This is a genomic window from Aquamicrobium sp. LC103, assembly GCF_001014615.2.
Lineage (GTDB): Bacteria > Pseudomonadota > Alphaproteobacteria > Rhizobiales > Rhizobiaceae > LBCQ02.
Genome location: NZ_LBCQ02000011.1, coordinates 171197 through 188659, shown reverse-complemented (window position 1 = coordinate 188659; position 17463 = coordinate 171197). Strand labels below are relative to the sequence as shown.

The 17463-nt window shown below is 65.3% G+C and carries 16 protein-coding genes; 9 read left to right on the top strand and 7 right to left on the bottom strand.

Annotated features, from left to right (window positions below; translation table 11 throughout):
• Positions 1-8 precede the first annotated feature (8 nt).
• Positions 9-1394, bottom strand: a complete 1386-nt coding sequence (locus tag XW59_RS21425) for a PLP-dependent aminotransferase family protein (protein ID WP_047147608.1) — start codon at positions 1392-1394, stop codon at positions 9-11.
• 81 nt (positions 1395-1475) lie between these two features.
• Between XW59_RS21425 and XW59_RS21420 the strand changes: the two genes are divergently transcribed.
• The 4 genes from XW59_RS21420 (at position 1476) to XW59_RS21405 (ending at position 6161) form a co-directional block, all read left to right on the top strand.
• Positions 1476-1967, top strand: a complete 492-nt coding sequence (locus tag XW59_RS21420) for an Lrp/AsnC family transcriptional regulator (RefSeq protein ID WP_047147609.1) — start codon at positions 1476-1478, stop codon at positions 1965-1967.
• Positions 1968-2098: 131 nt separating this feature from the next.
• Positions 2099-3595, top strand: a complete 1497-nt coding sequence (locus tag XW59_RS21415) for an NAD-dependent succinate-semialdehyde dehydrogenase (protein WP_047147610.1) — start codon at positions 2099-2101, stop codon at positions 3593-3595.
• A gap of 13 nt (positions 3596-3608) precedes the next feature.
• On the top strand, positions 3609-4988 hold the full coding sequence (locus XW59_RS21410; protein ID WP_047147611.1) for an aspartate aminotransferase family protein: 1380 nt from the start codon (positions 3609-3611) through the stop codon (positions 4986-4988).
• Positions 4989-5051: 63 nt separating this feature from the next.
• On the top strand, positions 5052-6161 hold the full coding sequence (locus XW59_RS21405) for an alcohol dehydrogenase family protein (RefSeq protein ID WP_047147612.1): 1110 nt from the start codon (positions 5052-5054) through the stop codon (positions 6159-6161).
• A gap of 7 nt (positions 6162-6168) precedes the next feature.
• On the opposite strand, the gene XW59_RS21400 is transcribed toward XW59_RS21405, so the two are convergent.
• From XW59_RS21400 to XW59_RS21375, 6 genes are all read right to left on the bottom strand, one after another.
• Positions 6169-7905 (bottom strand): SLC13 family permease, encoded by a 1737-nt coding sequence (locus tag XW59_RS21400; RefSeq protein ID WP_047147613.1) that lies wholly within the window; start codon positions 7903-7905, stop codon positions 6169-6171.
• A gap of 92 nt (positions 7906-7997) precedes the next feature.
• Positions 7998-9071, bottom strand: a complete 1074-nt coding sequence (locus XW59_RS21395; RefSeq protein WP_047147614.1) for a sulfate/molybdate ABC transporter ATP-binding protein — start codon at positions 9069-9071, stop codon at positions 7998-8000.
• 10 nt (positions 9072-9081) lie between these two features.
• A complete protein-coding gene (gene cysW, locus XW59_RS21390) occupies positions 9082-9954 on the bottom strand; it encodes a sulfate ABC transporter permease subunit CysW (RefSeq protein ID WP_047147615.1) in 873 nt (290 codons plus the stop codon).
• A gap of 16 nt (positions 9955-9970) precedes the next feature.
• Positions 9971-10834: a sulfate ABC transporter permease subunit CysT gene (cysT, locus tag XW59_RS21385; protein ID WP_047147616.1), complete on the bottom strand. Its 864-nt coding sequence runs from the start codon at positions 10832-10834 to the stop codon at positions 9971-9973.
• 6 nt (positions 10835-10840) lie between these two features.
• Positions 10841-11863: a sulfate ABC transporter substrate-binding protein gene (locus XW59_RS21380; protein WP_206077731.1), complete on the bottom strand. Its 1023-nt coding sequence runs from the start codon at positions 11861-11863 to the stop codon at positions 10841-10843.
• 100 nt (positions 11864-11963) lie between these two features.
• A complete protein-coding gene (locus XW59_RS21375; RefSeq protein ID WP_047147618.1) occupies positions 11964-12443 on the bottom strand; it encodes an Rrf2 family transcriptional regulator in 480 nt (159 codons plus the stop codon).
• A gap of 342 nt (positions 12444-12785) precedes the next feature.
• On the opposite strand from XW59_RS21375, the gene XW59_RS21370 reads away from it, so the two are divergent.
• The 5 genes from XW59_RS21370 to XW59_RS21350 all read left to right on the top strand — a co-directional run bounded on the left by XW59_RS21370 (position 12786) and on the right by XW59_RS21350 (position 17459).
• Positions 12786-13541, top strand: coding sequence for an ABC transporter ATP-binding protein (locus XW59_RS21370; protein ID WP_047147619.1), 756 nt, complete (start codon positions 12786-12788; stop codon positions 13539-13541).
• The gene (locus XW59_RS21365) at positions 13534-14280 is read left to right on the top strand and encodes an ABC transporter ATP-binding protein (protein ID WP_047147620.1); all 747 of its coding nucleotides are present in this window, start codon (positions 13534-13536) and stop codon (positions 14278-14280) included. Before XW59_RS21370 ends, XW59_RS21365 begins: the two co-directional genes overlap by 8 nt.
• A 37-nt stretch (positions 14281-14317) precedes the next feature.
• Positions 14318-15517, top strand: coding sequence for an ABC transporter substrate-binding protein (locus tag XW59_RS21360; RefSeq protein ID WP_047147621.1), 1200 nt, complete (start codon positions 14318-14320; stop codon positions 15515-15517).
• Between the two features lie 74 nt (positions 15518-15591).
• Positions 15592-16479, top strand: a complete 888-nt coding sequence (locus XW59_RS21355; protein ID WP_047147622.1) for a branched-chain amino acid ABC transporter permease — start codon at positions 15592-15594, stop codon at positions 16477-16479.
• Positions 16479-17459 carry a branched-chain amino acid ABC transporter permease gene (locus XW59_RS21350; RefSeq protein ID WP_082137731.1) on the top strand — a complete coding sequence of 327 codons (981 nt, stop codon included), beginning with the start codon at positions 16479-16481 and terminating at the stop codon, positions 17457-17459. The genes XW59_RS21355 and XW59_RS21350 overlap by 1 nt, the downstream gene beginning before the upstream one ends.
• The last annotated feature ends 4 nt before the right edge of the window (positions 17460-17463 follow it).

Here is a 17463-nt window from a genome sequence, read left to right as displayed (position 1 = left end):
CATGAGGGCTATATTGCGAGCAGCAGCAGCTCCGGATCCCCCATCAGCAGCTTGGCGATGACGCCGAGCCCGGAGCGCAGTTCCGCCTCGTCGGTGGAGCCGAGCGAAATGCGCACCGCCGGGCTCCATGGCGCATCGGACGTGCGGAAGGACGAACCCGGCGCGATCGCCACGCCCTGCAGCCGCGCCTGCGACACGAAACTCTCCTCCGACCGGTTCTCAGGCAATGGAAGCCATACGTGCAGACCGTCGCGATGGGCGCGAAAAGAGGTGCCGGCAAGCAGCTCGGCGGCGATCGCGTGCCGGCGGTGAAGTGCGGCGCGCTGCCAATTCACGAGTTCCAGCGCGGTGCCGTCGGCAACCCATTTCGAGGCGATCTCGGCCACCATCGGCGTCGCCATCCAGTTCGAGACCAGATGGCGGTTGGCGACGGCGGCGACATAGCGATCGGGCGCGACGAGATAGCCGATGCGCAGGCCGGGAATGACGATCTTGGTGAAGCTCGTGACATAGAGCGTGCGTTCAGGCGCATAGGCAGCCACCGGCGGCGCGCGCTCCTCCACCAGCGGGCCGAGCACGTCGTTCTCGATGATGGCGATGTCGTGCTTGCGGGCAACCGCGGCGATCGCCTCGCGCCGCCCGGCGTTCATCAGCGTCGCAGTCGGGTTGATCACCGAGGGCTGCACGAACACGGCCCTGATGTCGCTCTGCCGGCAGGCCTCGTCGAGCGCTTCGGGGACCAGCCCGTCATCGTCGATCGGCAGGCCTTCGAGGTTGAAGCCCAGATAGGTCGCGAGCGGCCGCAGTGTGTGATGGCCGATCGCCTCGGTCGCGACCGTCGATCCGGGCGGCGCGACGCTCATCAGCGCGACCGTCATGCCGGCGGTCGCGCCGTTGGTCAGGCTGACGTTTTGAGGCGAGACGGAAAGGCCACAGCGTCTCAGCCATTCGACCGCCACCGCCCGATGCCTGGGGAAGACGACGTTCGGACGAAACGACAGCGCCGCGCCGGAGGAAATGTTCTCCGACAGCCAGGCGAGCGCCTGCTTCATGCGCTCCAGATGCATCGGCTCGCAGACCGGCTTCAGGATCGACAGGTCGATCACCTCTCCCAGGCGTTCCGGCAGATAGGGAGGCTCCGGCTCGCGGCGCTGCGTCTGCACGAAAGTGCCGCGGCCGATCTCGCCCGAGACCAGGCCGCGCCGGATCAGCTCCTCATAGGCGCGGCTGACGGTCTGCACCGAAAGATGCAATTCGTCGGCAAGCTGCCGATGGGTGGGCAATCTGGCCCCGTTTTCCAGCCGCCCGTCATGAATCGCGCGCGCAAACTGATCCGCAAGGGAAAGGTAAGCAGGACGCCTTATAAGGGCGGGATCGGGACGCCAGAATGTCATGACTTATTAGAGATCGAAATCAGTGCAATTGACAATCGAAATAATGCCCCTGCATGGTGTTGCCAACACGGATGTTCACGCATGACGGCACTCAAGCTCGACCCCATCGATCTCAGGATCCTCGACGCCATCCAGCGCGACGGGCGGATCACCAAGCTCGCGCTCGCCGAGAAGGTCGGTCTTTCGCCCACGCCGTGCTGGATGCGGCTGAGAAAGCTGGAGCGGGCCGGCATCGTCAGCGGCTACCATGCCAAGGTGGCGATGCGCACCATCGCGCCGATCGCGACCGTGCTGGTGGAGGTGACCCTCGGCAGTCACCGGCAGGCCGATTTCGACCGCTTCGAGCGCGCCATCCGCGACATCAGCGGCATCGTCGCGTGCTGGTCGGTCGGCGGCGGGGTCGATTACGTGCTCAAGGTCGTCACCCGCGACATCGACGCCTACCAGCGCCTCATCGACGACCTGCTCCAGCGCGAGATCGGCATCGACCGCTATTTCACCTACATCGTGACGAAGACGGTCAAGGAAGAACCGGCCCTGCCGGTCGCCGACCTGCTGCCGCAGCCAGGCTGAGCGGCAGAGGATTTGTCTGCCTCCCGCCGGCAGGAAAGACGATCTCTCTGCGAAGAGCGCGCAAAACAGCGCCTTTCTCGCAAGTCGGCCGCTAGTCTCTTGGGCATTCTTCGAACCGGAGCGCCCGAAAGATGTCGGCACATTTCGCCCCCCTCATACGCCATGAAGCGCTGGCCCGCCTGTCGGATCGCCGGCTCCTGCGCGAGCTCGCCTATGTCGGCGGCAACTGGACCGCCGGCGCGGCCGGACATGGCTTCGAGGTGACCGATCCGGCGACGGGCGCGAGCCTCGCCTGGGTGGCTGCGCTGGACGCCGACCAGACGAAGACGGCGATCGACGCCGCGGCGGCGGCCTTTCCCGCCTGGCGCGCCAAGCTGCCGCAAGAGCGCGCAGCGATCCTGCGGCGCTGGTTCGATCTCATCGTCGCCGCGAAGGACGACCTCGCGCTGCTGATGACGCTGGAACAGGGCAAGCCGCTGAAGGAATCGCTCGGCGAGATCGACTACGCGGCATCCTTCGTCGAATGGTATGCCGAGGAGGCGAAACGGCTCAACGCAGAGGGCGTAACCAGCCATCTTCCCGGCGCACAGATGATCGTGCAGCGGGAGCCGCTCGGCGTCGTCGGCGTCGTCACGCCGTGGAACTTCCCCTCCGCCATGCTGACGCGCAAGGCCGCGGCCGCCCTTGCCGCCGGCTGCACCATCGTCGCCCACCCGTCTTCCGAGACGCCGCTTTCCGCGCTCGCCCTGGCCGAGCTCGGCGAACGGGCCGGCCTGCCGGCCGGCGCCCTCAATATCGTCACCGGCAGTGCGGCTACGATCGTCGGCGCGTTCTGCGAGGATGCGCGGGTACGGGCGCTGAGCTTCACCGGGTCGACCGAGATCGGCAGGCTGATCGCCGGGCAATGCGCGCCTACGATGAAGCGCCTTGTCATGGAGCTCGGCGGCCACGCCCCGCTCATCGTCTTCGACGACGCCGATGTCGAGCGCGCGGCCGACATCGCCATCGATGCGAAGTTCGCCACCTCCGGCCAGGATTGCCTCGCCGCCAATCGCATCTATGTGCAGCGCGCGGTCTACGACGCCTTCTGCAAGGCCTTCGCGAAGCGGGTCGCCGCGCTTCGGGTCGGCAACGGTCTCGACGACGGCATGTCGATCGGCCCGCTGATGCACGAGCGCGCCGTTGCCAAGGTCGAGGAACAGGTCGCCGACGCGCTCGCCAAGGGCGCGCGCAGCCTCGCCGGCGGCAGGCGGCACGAGGTCGGCGAGCTCTTCTTCCAGCCGACATTGCTGGCCGACGTCTCCGACGACGCGCTGATCATGCGCGAGGAAACCTTCGGACCGGTTGGCGCCGTCGCCCCCTTCGACACCGAGGAAGAGGTGATCGCCCGCGCCAACGATACCGAATACGGCCTCGTCGCCTATGTCGTCACCGATAACGGTGCGCGCCAGCTTCGCATGGGCAATGCGCTCGACTACGGCATGGTCGCGATCAACCGCGTCAAGATCACCGGCGCGCCGGTGCCGTTCGGCGGCGTCAAGCAGTCCGGCCTCGGCAGGGAAGGCTCGCGCCACGGCATCGAGGCCTTCACCGAACTCAAATATCTCTGCATCGACACGAACGCATAAGGAGCTCAAAATCATGCTCGATCGATCCAACGAACTCGCCGCCTGGGACCGCGACCATTTCTTCCATCCCTCGACCCATATGGGCACGCATGCGCGCGGCGAATCCCCCAACCGCGTGATCGCCGGCGGCGAAGGCGTCTACATCACCGACACCAACGGCAAGTCCAGCCTCGACGCCTTTGCCGGGCTCTATTGCGTGAATGTCGGCTACGGCCGCCAGAAGATCGCGGATGCGATTGCAAACCAGGCGAAGGACCTCGCCTACTACCACGCCTATGTCGGCCACGGCACCGAAGCCTCGATCCGGCTGGCGAAGATGATCATCGACCGCGCGCCGGAAGGCATGAGCCGCGTCTATTTCGGCCTCTCCGGCTCCGACGCCAACGAGACCAACATCAAGCTGATCTGGTACTACAACAACGTGCTCGGCCGGCCGGAAAAGAAGAAGATCATCTCGCGCTGGCGCGGCTACCACGGCTCGGGCGTCATGACGGGTTCGCTCACCGGCCTCGAACTCTTCCACAACGCCTTCGACCTGCCGCGCGCGCCGATCCTCCATACCGAAGCGCCCTATTACTTCCGCCGCGAGGATCGCTCGATGAGCGAGGAGCAATTCTCGCAACACTGCGCCGACAAGCTGGAAGAGATGATCCTCGCCGAAGGACCGGACACCGTCGCGGCCTTCATCGGCGAGCCGATCCTCGGCACCGGCGGCATCGTGCCGCCGCCCGCCGGCTACTGGGAAAAGATCCAGGCGGTTCTGAAGAAGTACGACGTCCTTCTCGTCGCCGACGAGGTCGTGACCGGCTTCGGCCGCCTCGGAACCATGTTCGGCTCCGACCATTACGGCATGAAGCCCGACCTGATCACCATCGCCAAGGGGCTCACCTCGGCCTACGCGCCGCTGTCGGGCGTCATCGTTTCCGACAGGGTCTGGAAGGTGCTGGTCGACGGCTCCGACAAGCTCGGCTCGCTCGGCCATGGCTGGACCTATTCCGCCCATCCGATCTGCGCGGCGGCCGGCATCGCCAATCTCGAACTGATCGACGAGATGGATCTGGTGAAGAATGCCGGAGAGGTCGGCGCCTATTTCCGCCAGGGCCTGGAAACGGCTGTCGGCGGCCACAAGCATGTCGGCGAGGTGCGCGGCGACGGACTTATGGCGGCGGTGGAATTCGTCGACGACAAGGACGATCGCGTCTTCTTCGACGCGGCGCAGAAAATTGGCCCGCAGGTGGCGACCGCCCTCGCGGAGCGCGGCGTCACCGGCCGCGCCATGCCGCAAGGCGACATTCTCGGCTTCGCGCCGCCGCTTTGCCTCACCCGCGAGGAGGCCGACATCGTCATCGAGAAGACGGCGGATGCGGTGAAGGCGGTGTTTGCCAATAGCTGAGTTCAAATACAAGCACCCCCGCTCCGAAGCGGGGGTGCTCTTCGACCAAGCGAGAAGAACGAAATGCCGACCAACCCCAGCCTACCCTCCACCATGGCGGCAATGCTGCTTACCGGCCATGGCGGGCTCGACAAGCTCGTCTACCGCACCGACGTGCCGGTGCCGGTTCCCGCGCCGGGCGAAGTCCTGATCGAGGTTACCGCCTGCGGCATGAACAACACCGACGTGTGGGTGCGTGAAGGCGCCTACGGCACGGAAGAAGACGCGGCCGCCGTCTCCACCTGGCGCCGGCAGGGCAACACGCTCACCTTCCCGCGCATCCAGGGCGCCGATACGGTCGGCAACATCGTCGCCGTCGGCGAGGGCGTGCCGTCCTCGCGCATCGGCGAGCGGGTGATGGTCGACTTCTCAATCTACAATCGCGACGACGACAGCCTCGCCGACATCGACTACATGGGCCACGGGCGCGACGGCGGCTATGCCGAATACCAGGCGCTGCCGGCCGAGAACGCCCATCTCGTCGACACGGACCTCACCGATGTCGAGCTCGCCACCTTCTGCTGCGCCTATCTGACCGGCGAGCAGATGCTGGAGCGCGCCGCGCTGAAGGCCGGCGAGCGCGTTCTCGTCACCGGCGCCTCCGGCGGCGTCGGCTCGGGCATCGTACAGCTCGCCCGCGCCCGCGGCGCCATTCCCTACGCGGTCGTCGGCAAGGGCAAGGAACAGGCCCTTCTCGACATCGGCGCCGAAGCCGTCATCACCCGCGATGCGGGCGACCTCGCAACGGCCGTCAACGACGCGACCGGCGGCGCGCCGGTCGACGTGGTCGCCGATCTGGTCGGCGGCGCGATCTTCAACGACCTGCTGCGCATCCTGCGCCCCGAGGGACGCTACACCACCGCCGGCGCGATCGCCGGGCCGGTCGTTCAGCTCGACCTGCGCACCATGTATCTCAAGCAGCTCCAGCTCCACGGTTCGAGCCAGGGCACGCGCGGCGATTTCAAGCGCATCGTCCGCTATATCGAGGAGGGCAGGATCAAGCCGCTCGTCGGCGGCGTCTATCCGCTTTCCGATTTCCACCGGGCGCAGACGGAGTTCATGGCCAAACAGTTCGTCGGCAAGCTGGTTGTCGTGCCGGACCGGATGATGGCGGCAAGAGGCGCCGCCGCCTGAGCGGCGGTCACAGCCAGAACAGCGCGATCGCCGAGAGCCCGGCGGCGAACGCCACCAGCGTCACCGGCCAGCCGACCTTTGGGAAATCGGCGAAGCGGTAGCCGCCGAGACCCATGATCAGCATGTTGTTGTGGTGGCCGAAGGGCGTGAGGAAGTCGATCGAAGCGCCCAGCGCCACAGCAATCAGGAACGGCTCCGGCGGCAGCGAGGCCGCCGCCGCGATGCCGATCGCGATCGGGCTCAACACGATCGCCGTCGAGGCATTGTTGACGAAGGGCGTTATCAGCACCGCCACCGCCAGCACCGCTCCGACCAGAAACACGGGTTGTTGCGAGGGCATCGCATCGAGGAGCGCCGAGGCCAGCACCCCCGCCGTGCCCGTCGTCTCGACCGCGAAGCCGAGGGGGATCATCGCGGCGAGCACGATGAGTATCGGCCAGTCGAGATCGCCGAGCGACCGGCGCAGGTTGAGTTCGCCCATGGCCGCGAGCACGAGCACCACGAGGCCGAAGGCGATCTCCGGCGCGGCGAGGCCGAAGCCGGCGATCGCGATGCCCGCCGCGAAGACCGCCAGCGGCAACCACGACACCGCCGCCGTCCGCACGGCCCGCTGCGACGGCGCCAGCGACAGCGCCTCCGTCTCGGCGAGCGCCTCCGCGATCGCCTGCCGGTCGCCGTCGAGATAGAGGATGTCGCCGATGCTGAGCTGGAGATCGGCCAGATTCGGCTCGACGCGCGAAGTCTGCGGCGCAACCGCGACGACCCGCACGCCCCTCCGCTCGAACGGCGTGAGCAGGCCCACGCGCGAGCCGATCAGCGTACTCTCCGGCATCACCACCGCCTCGACGCAGCCCGGCGGAGGGAAAGCGCCCGCGCCAACGGCAAGCCTGAGCGAACCGCCGTTTATCGCGACGTCGAGCGCGACGGTATCCGCCTCCACGAGCAGCACGTCGTTCGCGGAAAGAACGGTCGACTGCTCGGGAACGAAAGGCGCATGCCCCGCCCGCCGCACCGCGCGCAGACCCAGCGGAAAGTCGGCCACCTCGACATTCTCGAACACCGAGCCGGACGGCACGACGAGCTCGGCGACGACGCGGCGGGAAAAGCCGCCGGTCTGCGGCTCGACCGGCTCATCCTCGAAGTGCAGCGTCGCGCGTGCCCAGAACACCAGCACGGCAAGCCCGGCGAGCGCGGCCGGCACGCCCGCATAGGCGAAGTCGAAGAAGGCGAAGCCGCTGCCTGACTGCAGCGCGAGCTGATGACTCACGATCAGGTTGGCCGGCGTGCCGATGACCGAGCAAACCCCGCCGAGAAGCGCGGCGAAGGAAACCGGCATCAGCGCCAGCCTGGGATCGACCCGATGCGCCCGGCAAACGCTGAAGACGACCGGGATCATCAGCGCCAGCGCGCCTATATTGTTCATGAAGACAGACAGCGTAGCGGTCAGGGCGCAGAGCACGGCAAGCACACCGGCGTCGCCCATGCGCGCCGACGACATTCCGGAGGCCAGCCGGTCGAGCAGCCTGGAGCGCCCCAGCGCCTGGACGATCAGCAATATCTCGATCACCGTGATGACCGCCGGATTGGCAAAGCCGGAAAAGACCTGAGCGAAAGGCACGAGCCCAAATGCCGCGCCGAGGGCGAGCCCGCCCAGCGCGACGATTTCCATGCGAATGCGGTCGAGGGCGAAGACGACGAGCATGCCGCAAAGCAGGATGACGATGGCGGCCTGCTCGAATGTCATTCCAGGTCGGCTCCCGTCGTCGGTTCCTTCGCGCGATCATGAATTTAGCACGCGTGCGACGACTGTCACACCCGGAGACACATGGGACCGCCTCAGGCGGCCCTGGGCAGGTGCGCGCCAGACCTGCCCGCGATCGGAAACAGCTTCCACCGTTTCGGCCGGAAGGCGATGCGCGATTTCTCCGCCGCCGCCTGCTCGGTCGGCAGCTCGAGCTCGACCCGGTGACGCGAACCACCCACCTCGAGCTCGACGCGCCGCATGCCGGCGACACGGCGGCTCGCAGCCACCGTTCCCGCCACGCAGCCGCCGCAGCCGTCGAGCAGCTCTATGTCGTGCGGCCGGAAATAGAGCAGTGCCTCTCCGTCCGACACGCCGCTCGCATCGAGCCCTATGGCGCGGTCCTCGAGCCATACCTGGCCGTTCTCGACCTTCACCGGCAACTCGCTGGAATCGCCGATGAAGCCGTAGACGAAGGGCGAGGTCGGATCGTCGTAGATCTGGTCGGGCGTGCCGACCTGTTCGATACCGCCCTGGCTCATCACCACGACGCGGTCGGCGAGTTCCAGCGCCTCTTCCTGGTCATGGGTGACGAAGACCGTGGTGTGCCCGGTCGAATCGTGGATCTCGCGCAGCCAGCGCCGCAGTTCGCGCCGCACCTGCGCGTCGAGCGCGCCGAACGGCTCGTCGAGCAGCAGGACACGCGGCTCGATCGCCAGCGCGCGGGCCAGCGCCACGCGCTGACGCTGGCCGCCCGAAAGCTGCGAGGGGTAGCGTCCTTCCAGCCCCGAAAGCTGGACGAGGTCCAGCAGCTCCGATGCGCGCCTGCGGATCTCGCTCCTGGGCGGACGCGTCGCGGATGGCCGGACCTTGAGGCCGAAGCCGATATTCTCCGCGACCGTCATGTGCCGGAAGAGCGCGTAGTGCTGGAAGACGAAGCCTATATTGCGCTCCTGCACGGTCTTGCGCGAGGCTTCCTCGTCGCCGAAATAGATCGCGCCGCTCGTCGGAAAATCGAGCCCGGCGATCAACCGCAGCAGCGTCGTCTTGCCGGATCCCGAAGGGCCGAGCAGGGCGATCAGCTCGCCGGAACGAATGTCCAGCGACACGTCGTTCAACGCCGCGAAGCGATCGAACTCCTTGCGCACATTGTCGATACGCACATCCATGGTTTGACTCCTAATGTCTTGCCGTGGCGGCGTGGTCGCGTCCGTAGACGCGCTCCAGAAGCGCCTTCAGCACCAACGTCACCAGCGCCAGCAAGGCCAGCAGCGAGGCGACGGCGAAGGCGGCCACGAAATTATATTCATTGTAGAGGATTTCGACCTGCAGCGGCATGGTGATCGTCTCGCCGCGCAGGCGTCCGGAGACGACCGAGACGGCGCCGAACTCGCCCATCGCGCGCGCATTGCAGAGCAGGACGCCGTAGAGCAGGCCCCATTTGATGTTGGGCAGCGTGACGTACCAGAAAGCCTGCCAGCCGCTCGCGCCCAGCGAGATCGCCGCCTCCTCGTCGCCGGTTCCCTGATCCTGCATCAGCGGGATCAGTTCGCGCGCGACGAAGGGGAAGGTGACGAATATCGTCGCCAGAACCACGCCCGGAACCGCGAAGAGCACCTGCAGGCCCCAGGAATTGAGCAGCGGGCCGAGGAAGCTGCCGGTGCCGAACAGGAGGATGTAGACCAGTCCCGCGATCACCGGCGACACGGAGAAAGGCAGATCTATCAGCGTCGTCAGGAAGGTCTTGCCCTTGAACTCGAACTTGGCGATGGCCCAGGCCGCCGCCACGCCGAAGATGCAGTTGAGCGGCACCGCTATGGCGGCGATCAGCAGCGTCAGCTTGACCGCGGCGATCGCGTCGGGCTCGGAGATCGCCGTGAAGGCAACCTGCCAGCCGCGGCGCAGCGCCTCGCTGAACACCGCGAAGAGCGGCAGGAACAGCACCATCGCCAGAAAGACGAGCGCGATCGAGATCAGCACCCACTTCGCGACGGGCAGTTCCGACGTCGGATCGCGGAAGCGGACGGCGGACGCATTTCGCGCTCCCGCCATGCGCAAGGTGGTCGCGCTAGATGCCATAGCCGAACCTCCGCCTGCTCCAGGCCTGGATGAGATTGATCGTCAGGAGCACGATGAAGGCCAGGATCAGCATGATCGCCCCGATGGCGGTCGCGGCGGGATAGTTGAACTCCTCCAGCCTGATATAGATCAGCAGCGGCGCGATTTCCGAGACGTAGGGGATGTTGCCCGCGATGAAGATGACCGAGCCGTATTCGCCGACCGCCCGTCCGAACGCCAGCGCGAAGCCGGTGAGGATAGCGGGCGTCAGCCCCGGCAGGATAACGCGAAAGACGGTCTGAAAACGGCTCGCGCCCAGCGTGGCGGCGGCTTCCTCGACCTCGCGGCTGATCTCCTCCATCACGGGCTGCACGGTGCGCACCATGAATGGCAGGCTGATGAAGACGAGCGCGATGACGATGCCGATGGGCGAGTAGGCTATGCGGATGCCATAGGGCTGGAAGAACGAGCCCAGCATGCCGTTGGGAGCGTAGATCGCCGTGAGCGCGATGCCCGCGACCGCGGTCGGGAGTGCGAAGGGCAGGTCCACGGCGGCATCCACGATGCGCCGGCCGGGGAAATTGTAGCGCACGAGCACCCAGGCGACGAGGACCCCGAAAACGGCGTTGATGGCGGCGGCCACGAAGGAGGTCCAGAAACTCGTTCGCAGGGCCGCAAGCAGGCGCGGATCCAGCGCAAGGCGCCAGAATTCGGCCCAGCCGAGGGAAGCGGAGCGCCAGCCGACGCCTGCAAGCGGGATCAGAACGATCAGGCTCAGGTAAAAGATGGCGAAGCCGAATGTCAGCCCGAAACCCGGGATGACACTCGGCTGCTTCCACTGCCAGCGTGTGGCAGATGTGGCGGCTAGGCTCATATCGCGTTACTGGCCCGGCTGGTAGATCTGGTCGAATATGCCTCCGTCGCCGAAGAATTCCGGCTGAACCTTCGCCCAGCCGCCGAAATCGTCGATCGTGACGAGCTCGAGATCGGGAAAACGCTCCAGCTCCGCGGGATCGACCGCCTCGGGATTGGAGGGGCGATAATAGTGCTTGGCGGCGATGTTCTGGCCGACATCCGAATAGAGATATTCGAGATAGGCCGTCGCGACCTCCCGCGTGCCTTTCGCATCGACATTGCCGTCGACGAGAGCCACGGGAGGCTCCGCCAGAATGGAGAGCGACGGAACGACGATGTCGAACGCGTCCGGGCCAAGCTCCTCGATCGCCAGGAACGCCTCGTTCTCCCATGCCAGGAGAACGTCGCCGATGCCGCGCTGCACGAAGGTGGTCGTCGAGCCGCGCGCGCCGGTGTCGAGCACGGGCACGTGCTTGTAGAGCTCGGTGACGTATTCGCGCGTCTTCTGCTCGTCGCCGCCGAATTGCTTCAGCGCCCAGCCCCAGGCCGCGAGCAGGTTCCAGCGGGCGCCGCCGGACGATTTCGGATTGGGCGTGATGACCTCGACGCCGTCCTTGATCAGGTCGCCCCAGTCGTTGAGGCCCTTGGGATTGCCCTTGCGGACGAGGAACACGATCGTCGAGGTGTAGGGCGAGTTGTTGTTGGCGAGCGTGCCACGCCAGTTCTCCGGGATTTTGCCGGTCTGCTTGGCGATCGCGTCGATATCTGGCTGGAGCGCCAGCGTCACCACATCGGCTTCGAGGCCGTCGATGACCGCGCGGGCCTGCTGGCCCGAGCCGCTATGCGTGTTCTGGATCGTGACCGTCTCGCCCTTCTCCTTCTGCCAGTGTTCGGCGAAGGCCTGGTTGAACTCGCGATAGAGTTCCCGCGTCGGGTCGTAGGAAACGTTGATGATGGTCTGCTGCGCGAAGGCGAATCCAAGGCCCCCGAACTGCACGGATGCGGCAAGAATGATTGCGAACAGACGGGAATGACGATGGTGTCCCATGACTACCTCCATGACAAAGCATGAAAACCCTATAGGCCTGGTCGTCTTTTGAAACGCAATCCAATCTCAAAATGAACCCGTTCGACGGAATTTGGTTCCGTCAGCCCGCGAATAGCCGGAAGCGATTTTTAGTTCTTGCTACTAGACCTTCCGCCGGCGCGGCGTCCTCCGTCAGGCTGTCCGCCAGCGTGGTGCCGTCGAGGATCGCCCGCGTCGTCTCCGCCACACGGGCAAAGACATGCCGCACCTCGCAAGCCGCCTCGTTCTCGCAATCCTCGCAGCGCCGGTAGGCGGTCTTGCTGAGGCAGGGCAATTGCGCCAGGGGTCCGTCGACGATCCGCATCACTTCGCCGTAGGTGATTTCGTCCGGCCGCTTCAAAAGCATGTAGCCGCCCGCCTTGCCGCGGCGGCTCGCGACGATGCCGTGATGCTTCAGGTCGAGCAGGATCTGCTCCAGGAATTTCTTCGGAATCCGCTGCTTTTCGGCGATGTCGGAGATCATGACGACGTCGTTCGGATCGCGCGTCTTGGCCAGGGCCAGGAGAGCACGAAGGGCGTATTTGGCTTTTTGCGAGATCATGGCGAGGCACAGTGCTGGTATCGTTCGAGGCGTCCGGCTGACCCTGTCCCCAAAACCCTTCCACAGTCAATGTGGCGATACCGCGCCCGCCATCCATGGATCATACTTTAGTCTAGGCAGATACGGCGAAACATACGCTCGGTTCACGCGGACGCTCCTTTCCGGCTCTCGGCGCATTGCGGGCAGCTTGCGTATCACGCAGGGTTGTGCATGCTTGACCGACGGGCGGCGACAGACCGCCCATGGGAACGGAAATAAAGGGAACCTCGGGGGGAGGATCTCACAACGTCGATGGGCGCGTCGCTCTCGAGCCCCGCGCCTCATTGTGAGCATGAGGTATCGATGAGTGACGGCGTCATTCTGGCCGCTGAGAATTTAACCAAGGAATTCAAAGGGTTCTTCGCCGTCAACGGCGTCGGACTGAATGTGAGGGAAGGTTCGATCCACGCCCTGATCGGACCGAACGGCGCCGGCAAGACGACGTGCTTCAACCTCCTGACGAAATTCCTCTCGCCGACGCGGGGAACGATCACCTACAAGGGCAAGGACATCACGGCGATGTCGCCCGCCGACATCGCCCGGCTCGGCCTCGTGCGTTCCTTCCAGATCTCGGCGGTGTTTCCGCATCTGACCGCGCTGGAGAACGTGCGCATCGCGCTGCAGCGGCGACGCGGCGATTCGTTCGATTTCTGGCGCTCGCAGAAAGTGCTCGCAGAGTTCGACGACGAGGCGCGCGCGCTGCTCGCCGATGTCGGCCTTTCCGAATTCGAGAAGGTGAATGCGAGCGAGCTCTCCTACGGCCGCAAGCGTGCGCTGGAGATCGCCACCACGCTGGCGCTCAATCCGGAAATGCTGCTGCTCGACGAGCCGATGGCCGGCATGAGCCATGAGGACGTCGACCGCATTTCAGCTCTGATCAAGCGGATTTCCAAGAACCGGACCATCCTGATGGTCGAGCACAACCTGTCGGTGGTGGCCTCGCTCTCCGACACGATCACCGTGCTCGCCCGCGGCAAGGTGCTGGCGGAGGGCGACTACGCCACCGTTTCCAAGGACGAGCGGGTCGTCGAAGCCTATATCGGAGCCGGACATGGCTGACGCCGCACTCGCCACCGCACCGCGCACGAAGGCGGGCGATGCCCCCCTTCTCGTCGTCAAGGACCTCCAGGCCTGGTATGGCGAGAGCCATGTGCTGCACGGCATAAATTTCGACGTGCGCCAAGGCGAGGTCGTCACGCTGCTCGGGCGCAACGGCGCGGGCAAGTCCACCACGATGAAGGCGATCATGGGCATATTGCCCAAGCGAAAGGGCTCCGTCGTCTTCGAGGGCAACGAACTGATGCACCTGCCGGCACGCTGGGTGGCGCGCACGGGCATCGCCTTCTGCCCGGAGGAACGCGGCATCTTCTCTTCCCTGTCGGTGGAGGAGAATTTGATGCTGCCGCCGCAGGTGCGGCCCGGCGGGCTCTCCGTCGAGCAGATATTCGAGCTCTTTCCGAACCTGAAGGAACGGCTTTCCAGCCAGGGCACCAAGCTTTCCGGCGGCGAGCAGCAGATGCTGGCGATCGGGCGCATATTGCGCACCGGCGCGAAGCTGCTCCTGCTCGACGAGCCGACCGAGGGACTCGCCCCCGTCATCGTCCAGCAGATCGGCCATACGATCGCGCGGCTGAAGCGCGAGGGCTTCACCATCGTGCTCGTCGAGCAGAACTTCCGCTTCGCATCGTCGGTGGCCGACAGGCACTTCGTCGTCGAGCAGGGCAAGGTCGTCGACATGATCCCCAACGAGGAACTCGAGGCGAACATCGAGAAACTCCACAACTATCTGGGTGTGTGAGGAACCGGCGCAAAGCGCCGCTTAGGAGGAGAAGGAAATGAGGAAGACCGGATTTCTTTTGGCATCTCTCGCCGCCTCGCTGATCGCGACGACGGCGCTGGCCGACACGGCCGTCAAGATCGGCGTGCTCAACGATCGCTCGGGCATCTATGCCGACGTCGCCGGCGAAGGCTCCGTGATCGCCGCGCGCATGGCGGTCGAGGATTTCGGCGCAGCCGACAAGGGCATCACCGTGGAGATCGTCTCGGCGGATCACCAGAACAAACCGGACGTGGGCGTCAACATCGCCCGCCAATGGTACGACCAGGACGGTGTCGACCTCATCGTCGACGTGCCGACGTCCTCGGTGGCTCTGGCGGTCAACGAGATCACCCGCGAGAAGAACAAGATCTTCATGAATTCAGGCGCGGCGACGTCCGACCTGACCGGCGCGCAATGCTCGCCCAACACCATCCATTGGACCTACGATACATGGCAGCTCGCGCATGGCACGGGCAGCGCCATGGTTGAGAACGGCGGCAAGAGCTGGTTCTTCGTCACCGCCGACTACGCCTTCGGCCATGCGCTCGAACGCGACACGTCCGAGGTGGTCAAGGCCGCCGGCGGCGAGGTGGTCGGCAGCGTGCGCACGCCCTTCCCCGGCACCGACTTCTCGTCCTTCCTGCTCCAGGCGCAATCCTCGGGAGCGCAGGTGATCGGCCTTGCGAACGCCGGCGGCGACACGATCAACTCGATCAAGCAGGCGTCGGAATTTGGCATCACGCAGGGCGGACAGGCGCTTGCCGGCCTGCTCGTCTTCATCAGCGACATCCACGCGCTCGGCCTGCAGACGGCACAGGGCCTGGTCCTCACCGAGAGCTTCTACTGGGATCTCAGCGACCAGACCCGCGAATGGTCGCAGCGCTTCGGCGAGAAGAACGGCGGCAAGATGCCGACCATGGTCCAGGCCGGCGTCTACTCCTCGGTGCTGCACTATCTCAAGGCAGTGGAGGCTACCGGCGGCAAGGAGACCGAGGCGCTGATGGCCAAGATGAAGGAGATGCCGACCGACGACCCGCTCTTCGGCAAGGGCGTGGTGCGCGCCGACGGCCGCAAGACGCATGATTCCTACCTTTTCCGGGTCAAGAAGCCGGAAGATTCCAAGGGTCCGTGGGACTATTACGAGACGGTCTCCACCATTCCCGCCGACAAGGCCTTCCGCCCGCTCGACCAGGGCGAGTGCCCGCTGGTCAAGTGACCGGCTGACCGCGAACCGACATGCCGGGCGTGTCCCGGCGTGTCGTCCGATGTCGATACGGAGCAGGAAATCGTATGTTCGAGCTCTTGGGAATACCGCCGCAGGCATTGTTCGGGCAGTTGCTGCTCGGGCTGATCAATGGAGCCTTCTATGCGATGCTGTCGCTCGGCCTGGCGATCATCTTCGGCCTTCTGAACATCATCAATTTCACCCATGGCGCGCAATATATGATGGGCGCTTTCGTGGCCTGGATGCTGCTCAACTATCTCGGCATCAACTACTGGTGGGCGCTGCTATTGGTGCCGATCATCGTCGGCGCCTTCGGCATCGTCATCGAGCGGCTGCTGATCTCGCGGCTCTACCATCTCGACCATCTCTACGGCCTGCTCCTGACCTTCGGCCTCGCGCTCATCATCCAGGGCCTGTTCCGCAATTATTACGGCATTTCCGGCCTGCCCTATTCCATTCCGCCGCAGCTTGCCGGCGGCCAGAATCTGGGCTTCATGTTCCTGCCCAACTATCGCGGCTGGGTGGTCGCGGCCTCGCTGGTCGTGTGCATCGGAACCTGGTTCGTCATAGAGAAGACGCGGCTCGGCGCGTATCTGCGCGCCGCCACCGAGAACCCGACGCTGGTCGGCGCCTTCGGCATCAACGTGCCGCGCATGATCACGCTGACCTACGGCTTCGGCGTCGGACTGGCAGCCTTCGCCGGCGTGCTGGCCGCACCGATCTACTCGGTCAACCCCAATATGGGCGCCGACCTGATCATCGTCGTCTTCGCGGTGGTGGTGATCGGCGGCATGGGCTCGATCCTCGGCGCCATCGTCACCGGTTTCGGGCTCGGTCTCGTCGAGGGCCTTACCCGCGTCTTCTACCCCGAGGGGTCGGCCGTCGTCATCTTCGTCATCATGGCGATCGTGCTGCTGATCAAGCCCGCCGGACTGTTCGGGAGAACCGCGTGATGACCACAGTCACCGAGACTTCCTCGCCCATCCTCGTCCAGCAGAGCGCCGGCGCGATGCCGCGCCACCACGTGCTGATCTTCGCCGGTCTGCTCGCGCTGTCGCTGGCCGCACCCTTCTTCCTCTATCCGATCTTCCTGATGAAGGTGCTGTGCTTCGCGCTCTTCGCCTGCGCCTTCAACCTCCTGCTCGGCTTCGGCGGCCTGCTCTCCTTCGGCCATGCCGCCTATTTCGGCGCCGCGAGCTACATCTCCGCGCACGCAGCCAAGGTATGGGGCCTGTCGCCCGAACTAGCGATACTTTCAGGCACGGCGGCGGCGACCATACTCGGCGCCGCGATCGGCTCGCTCGCCATCCGCAGGCAGGGCATCTACTTCGCCATGGTCACGCTGGCCTTCGCGCAGATGGTCTATTTCTTCTCGTTGCAGGCTCCGTTCACCGGCGGCGAGGACGGCATCCAGAACGTACCGCGCGGCAACCTTTTCGGTCTTTTCAGCCTGCGTTCCGACTTCACTCTCTATTTCGTCGTGCTCGCCATCAGTTTCGCCGGCCTGCTCGTCATCTACCGCATCATCCACTCGCCCTTCGGCCAGGTGCTGAAGGCGATCCGCGAGAACGAGCCGCGCGCCGTCTCGCTCGGCTACCGCGTCAATCGCTACAAGCTTGCCGTCTTCGTCCTGTCGGCAGCGCTTGCCGGCTTGGCCGGAGCCACCAAGGCGATCGTATTCCAGCTCGCCTCGCTCACCGACGTGCACTGGTCGATGTCCGGCGAAGTGGTTCTGATGACGCTCATAGGCGGCATGGGAACGGTGTTCGGCCCGATCGTCGGCGCTGCCATCATCGTCACCATGCAGAACTACCTCGCGACCTTCGGGGCGTGGGTCACCGTCATCCAGGGCGTGATCTTCGTCATCGCCGTCCTCCTCTTCCGCGAGGGCGTCGTCGGCGTCATCGGAAAATGGATCAGGAAGCCGCTGTAGAAGC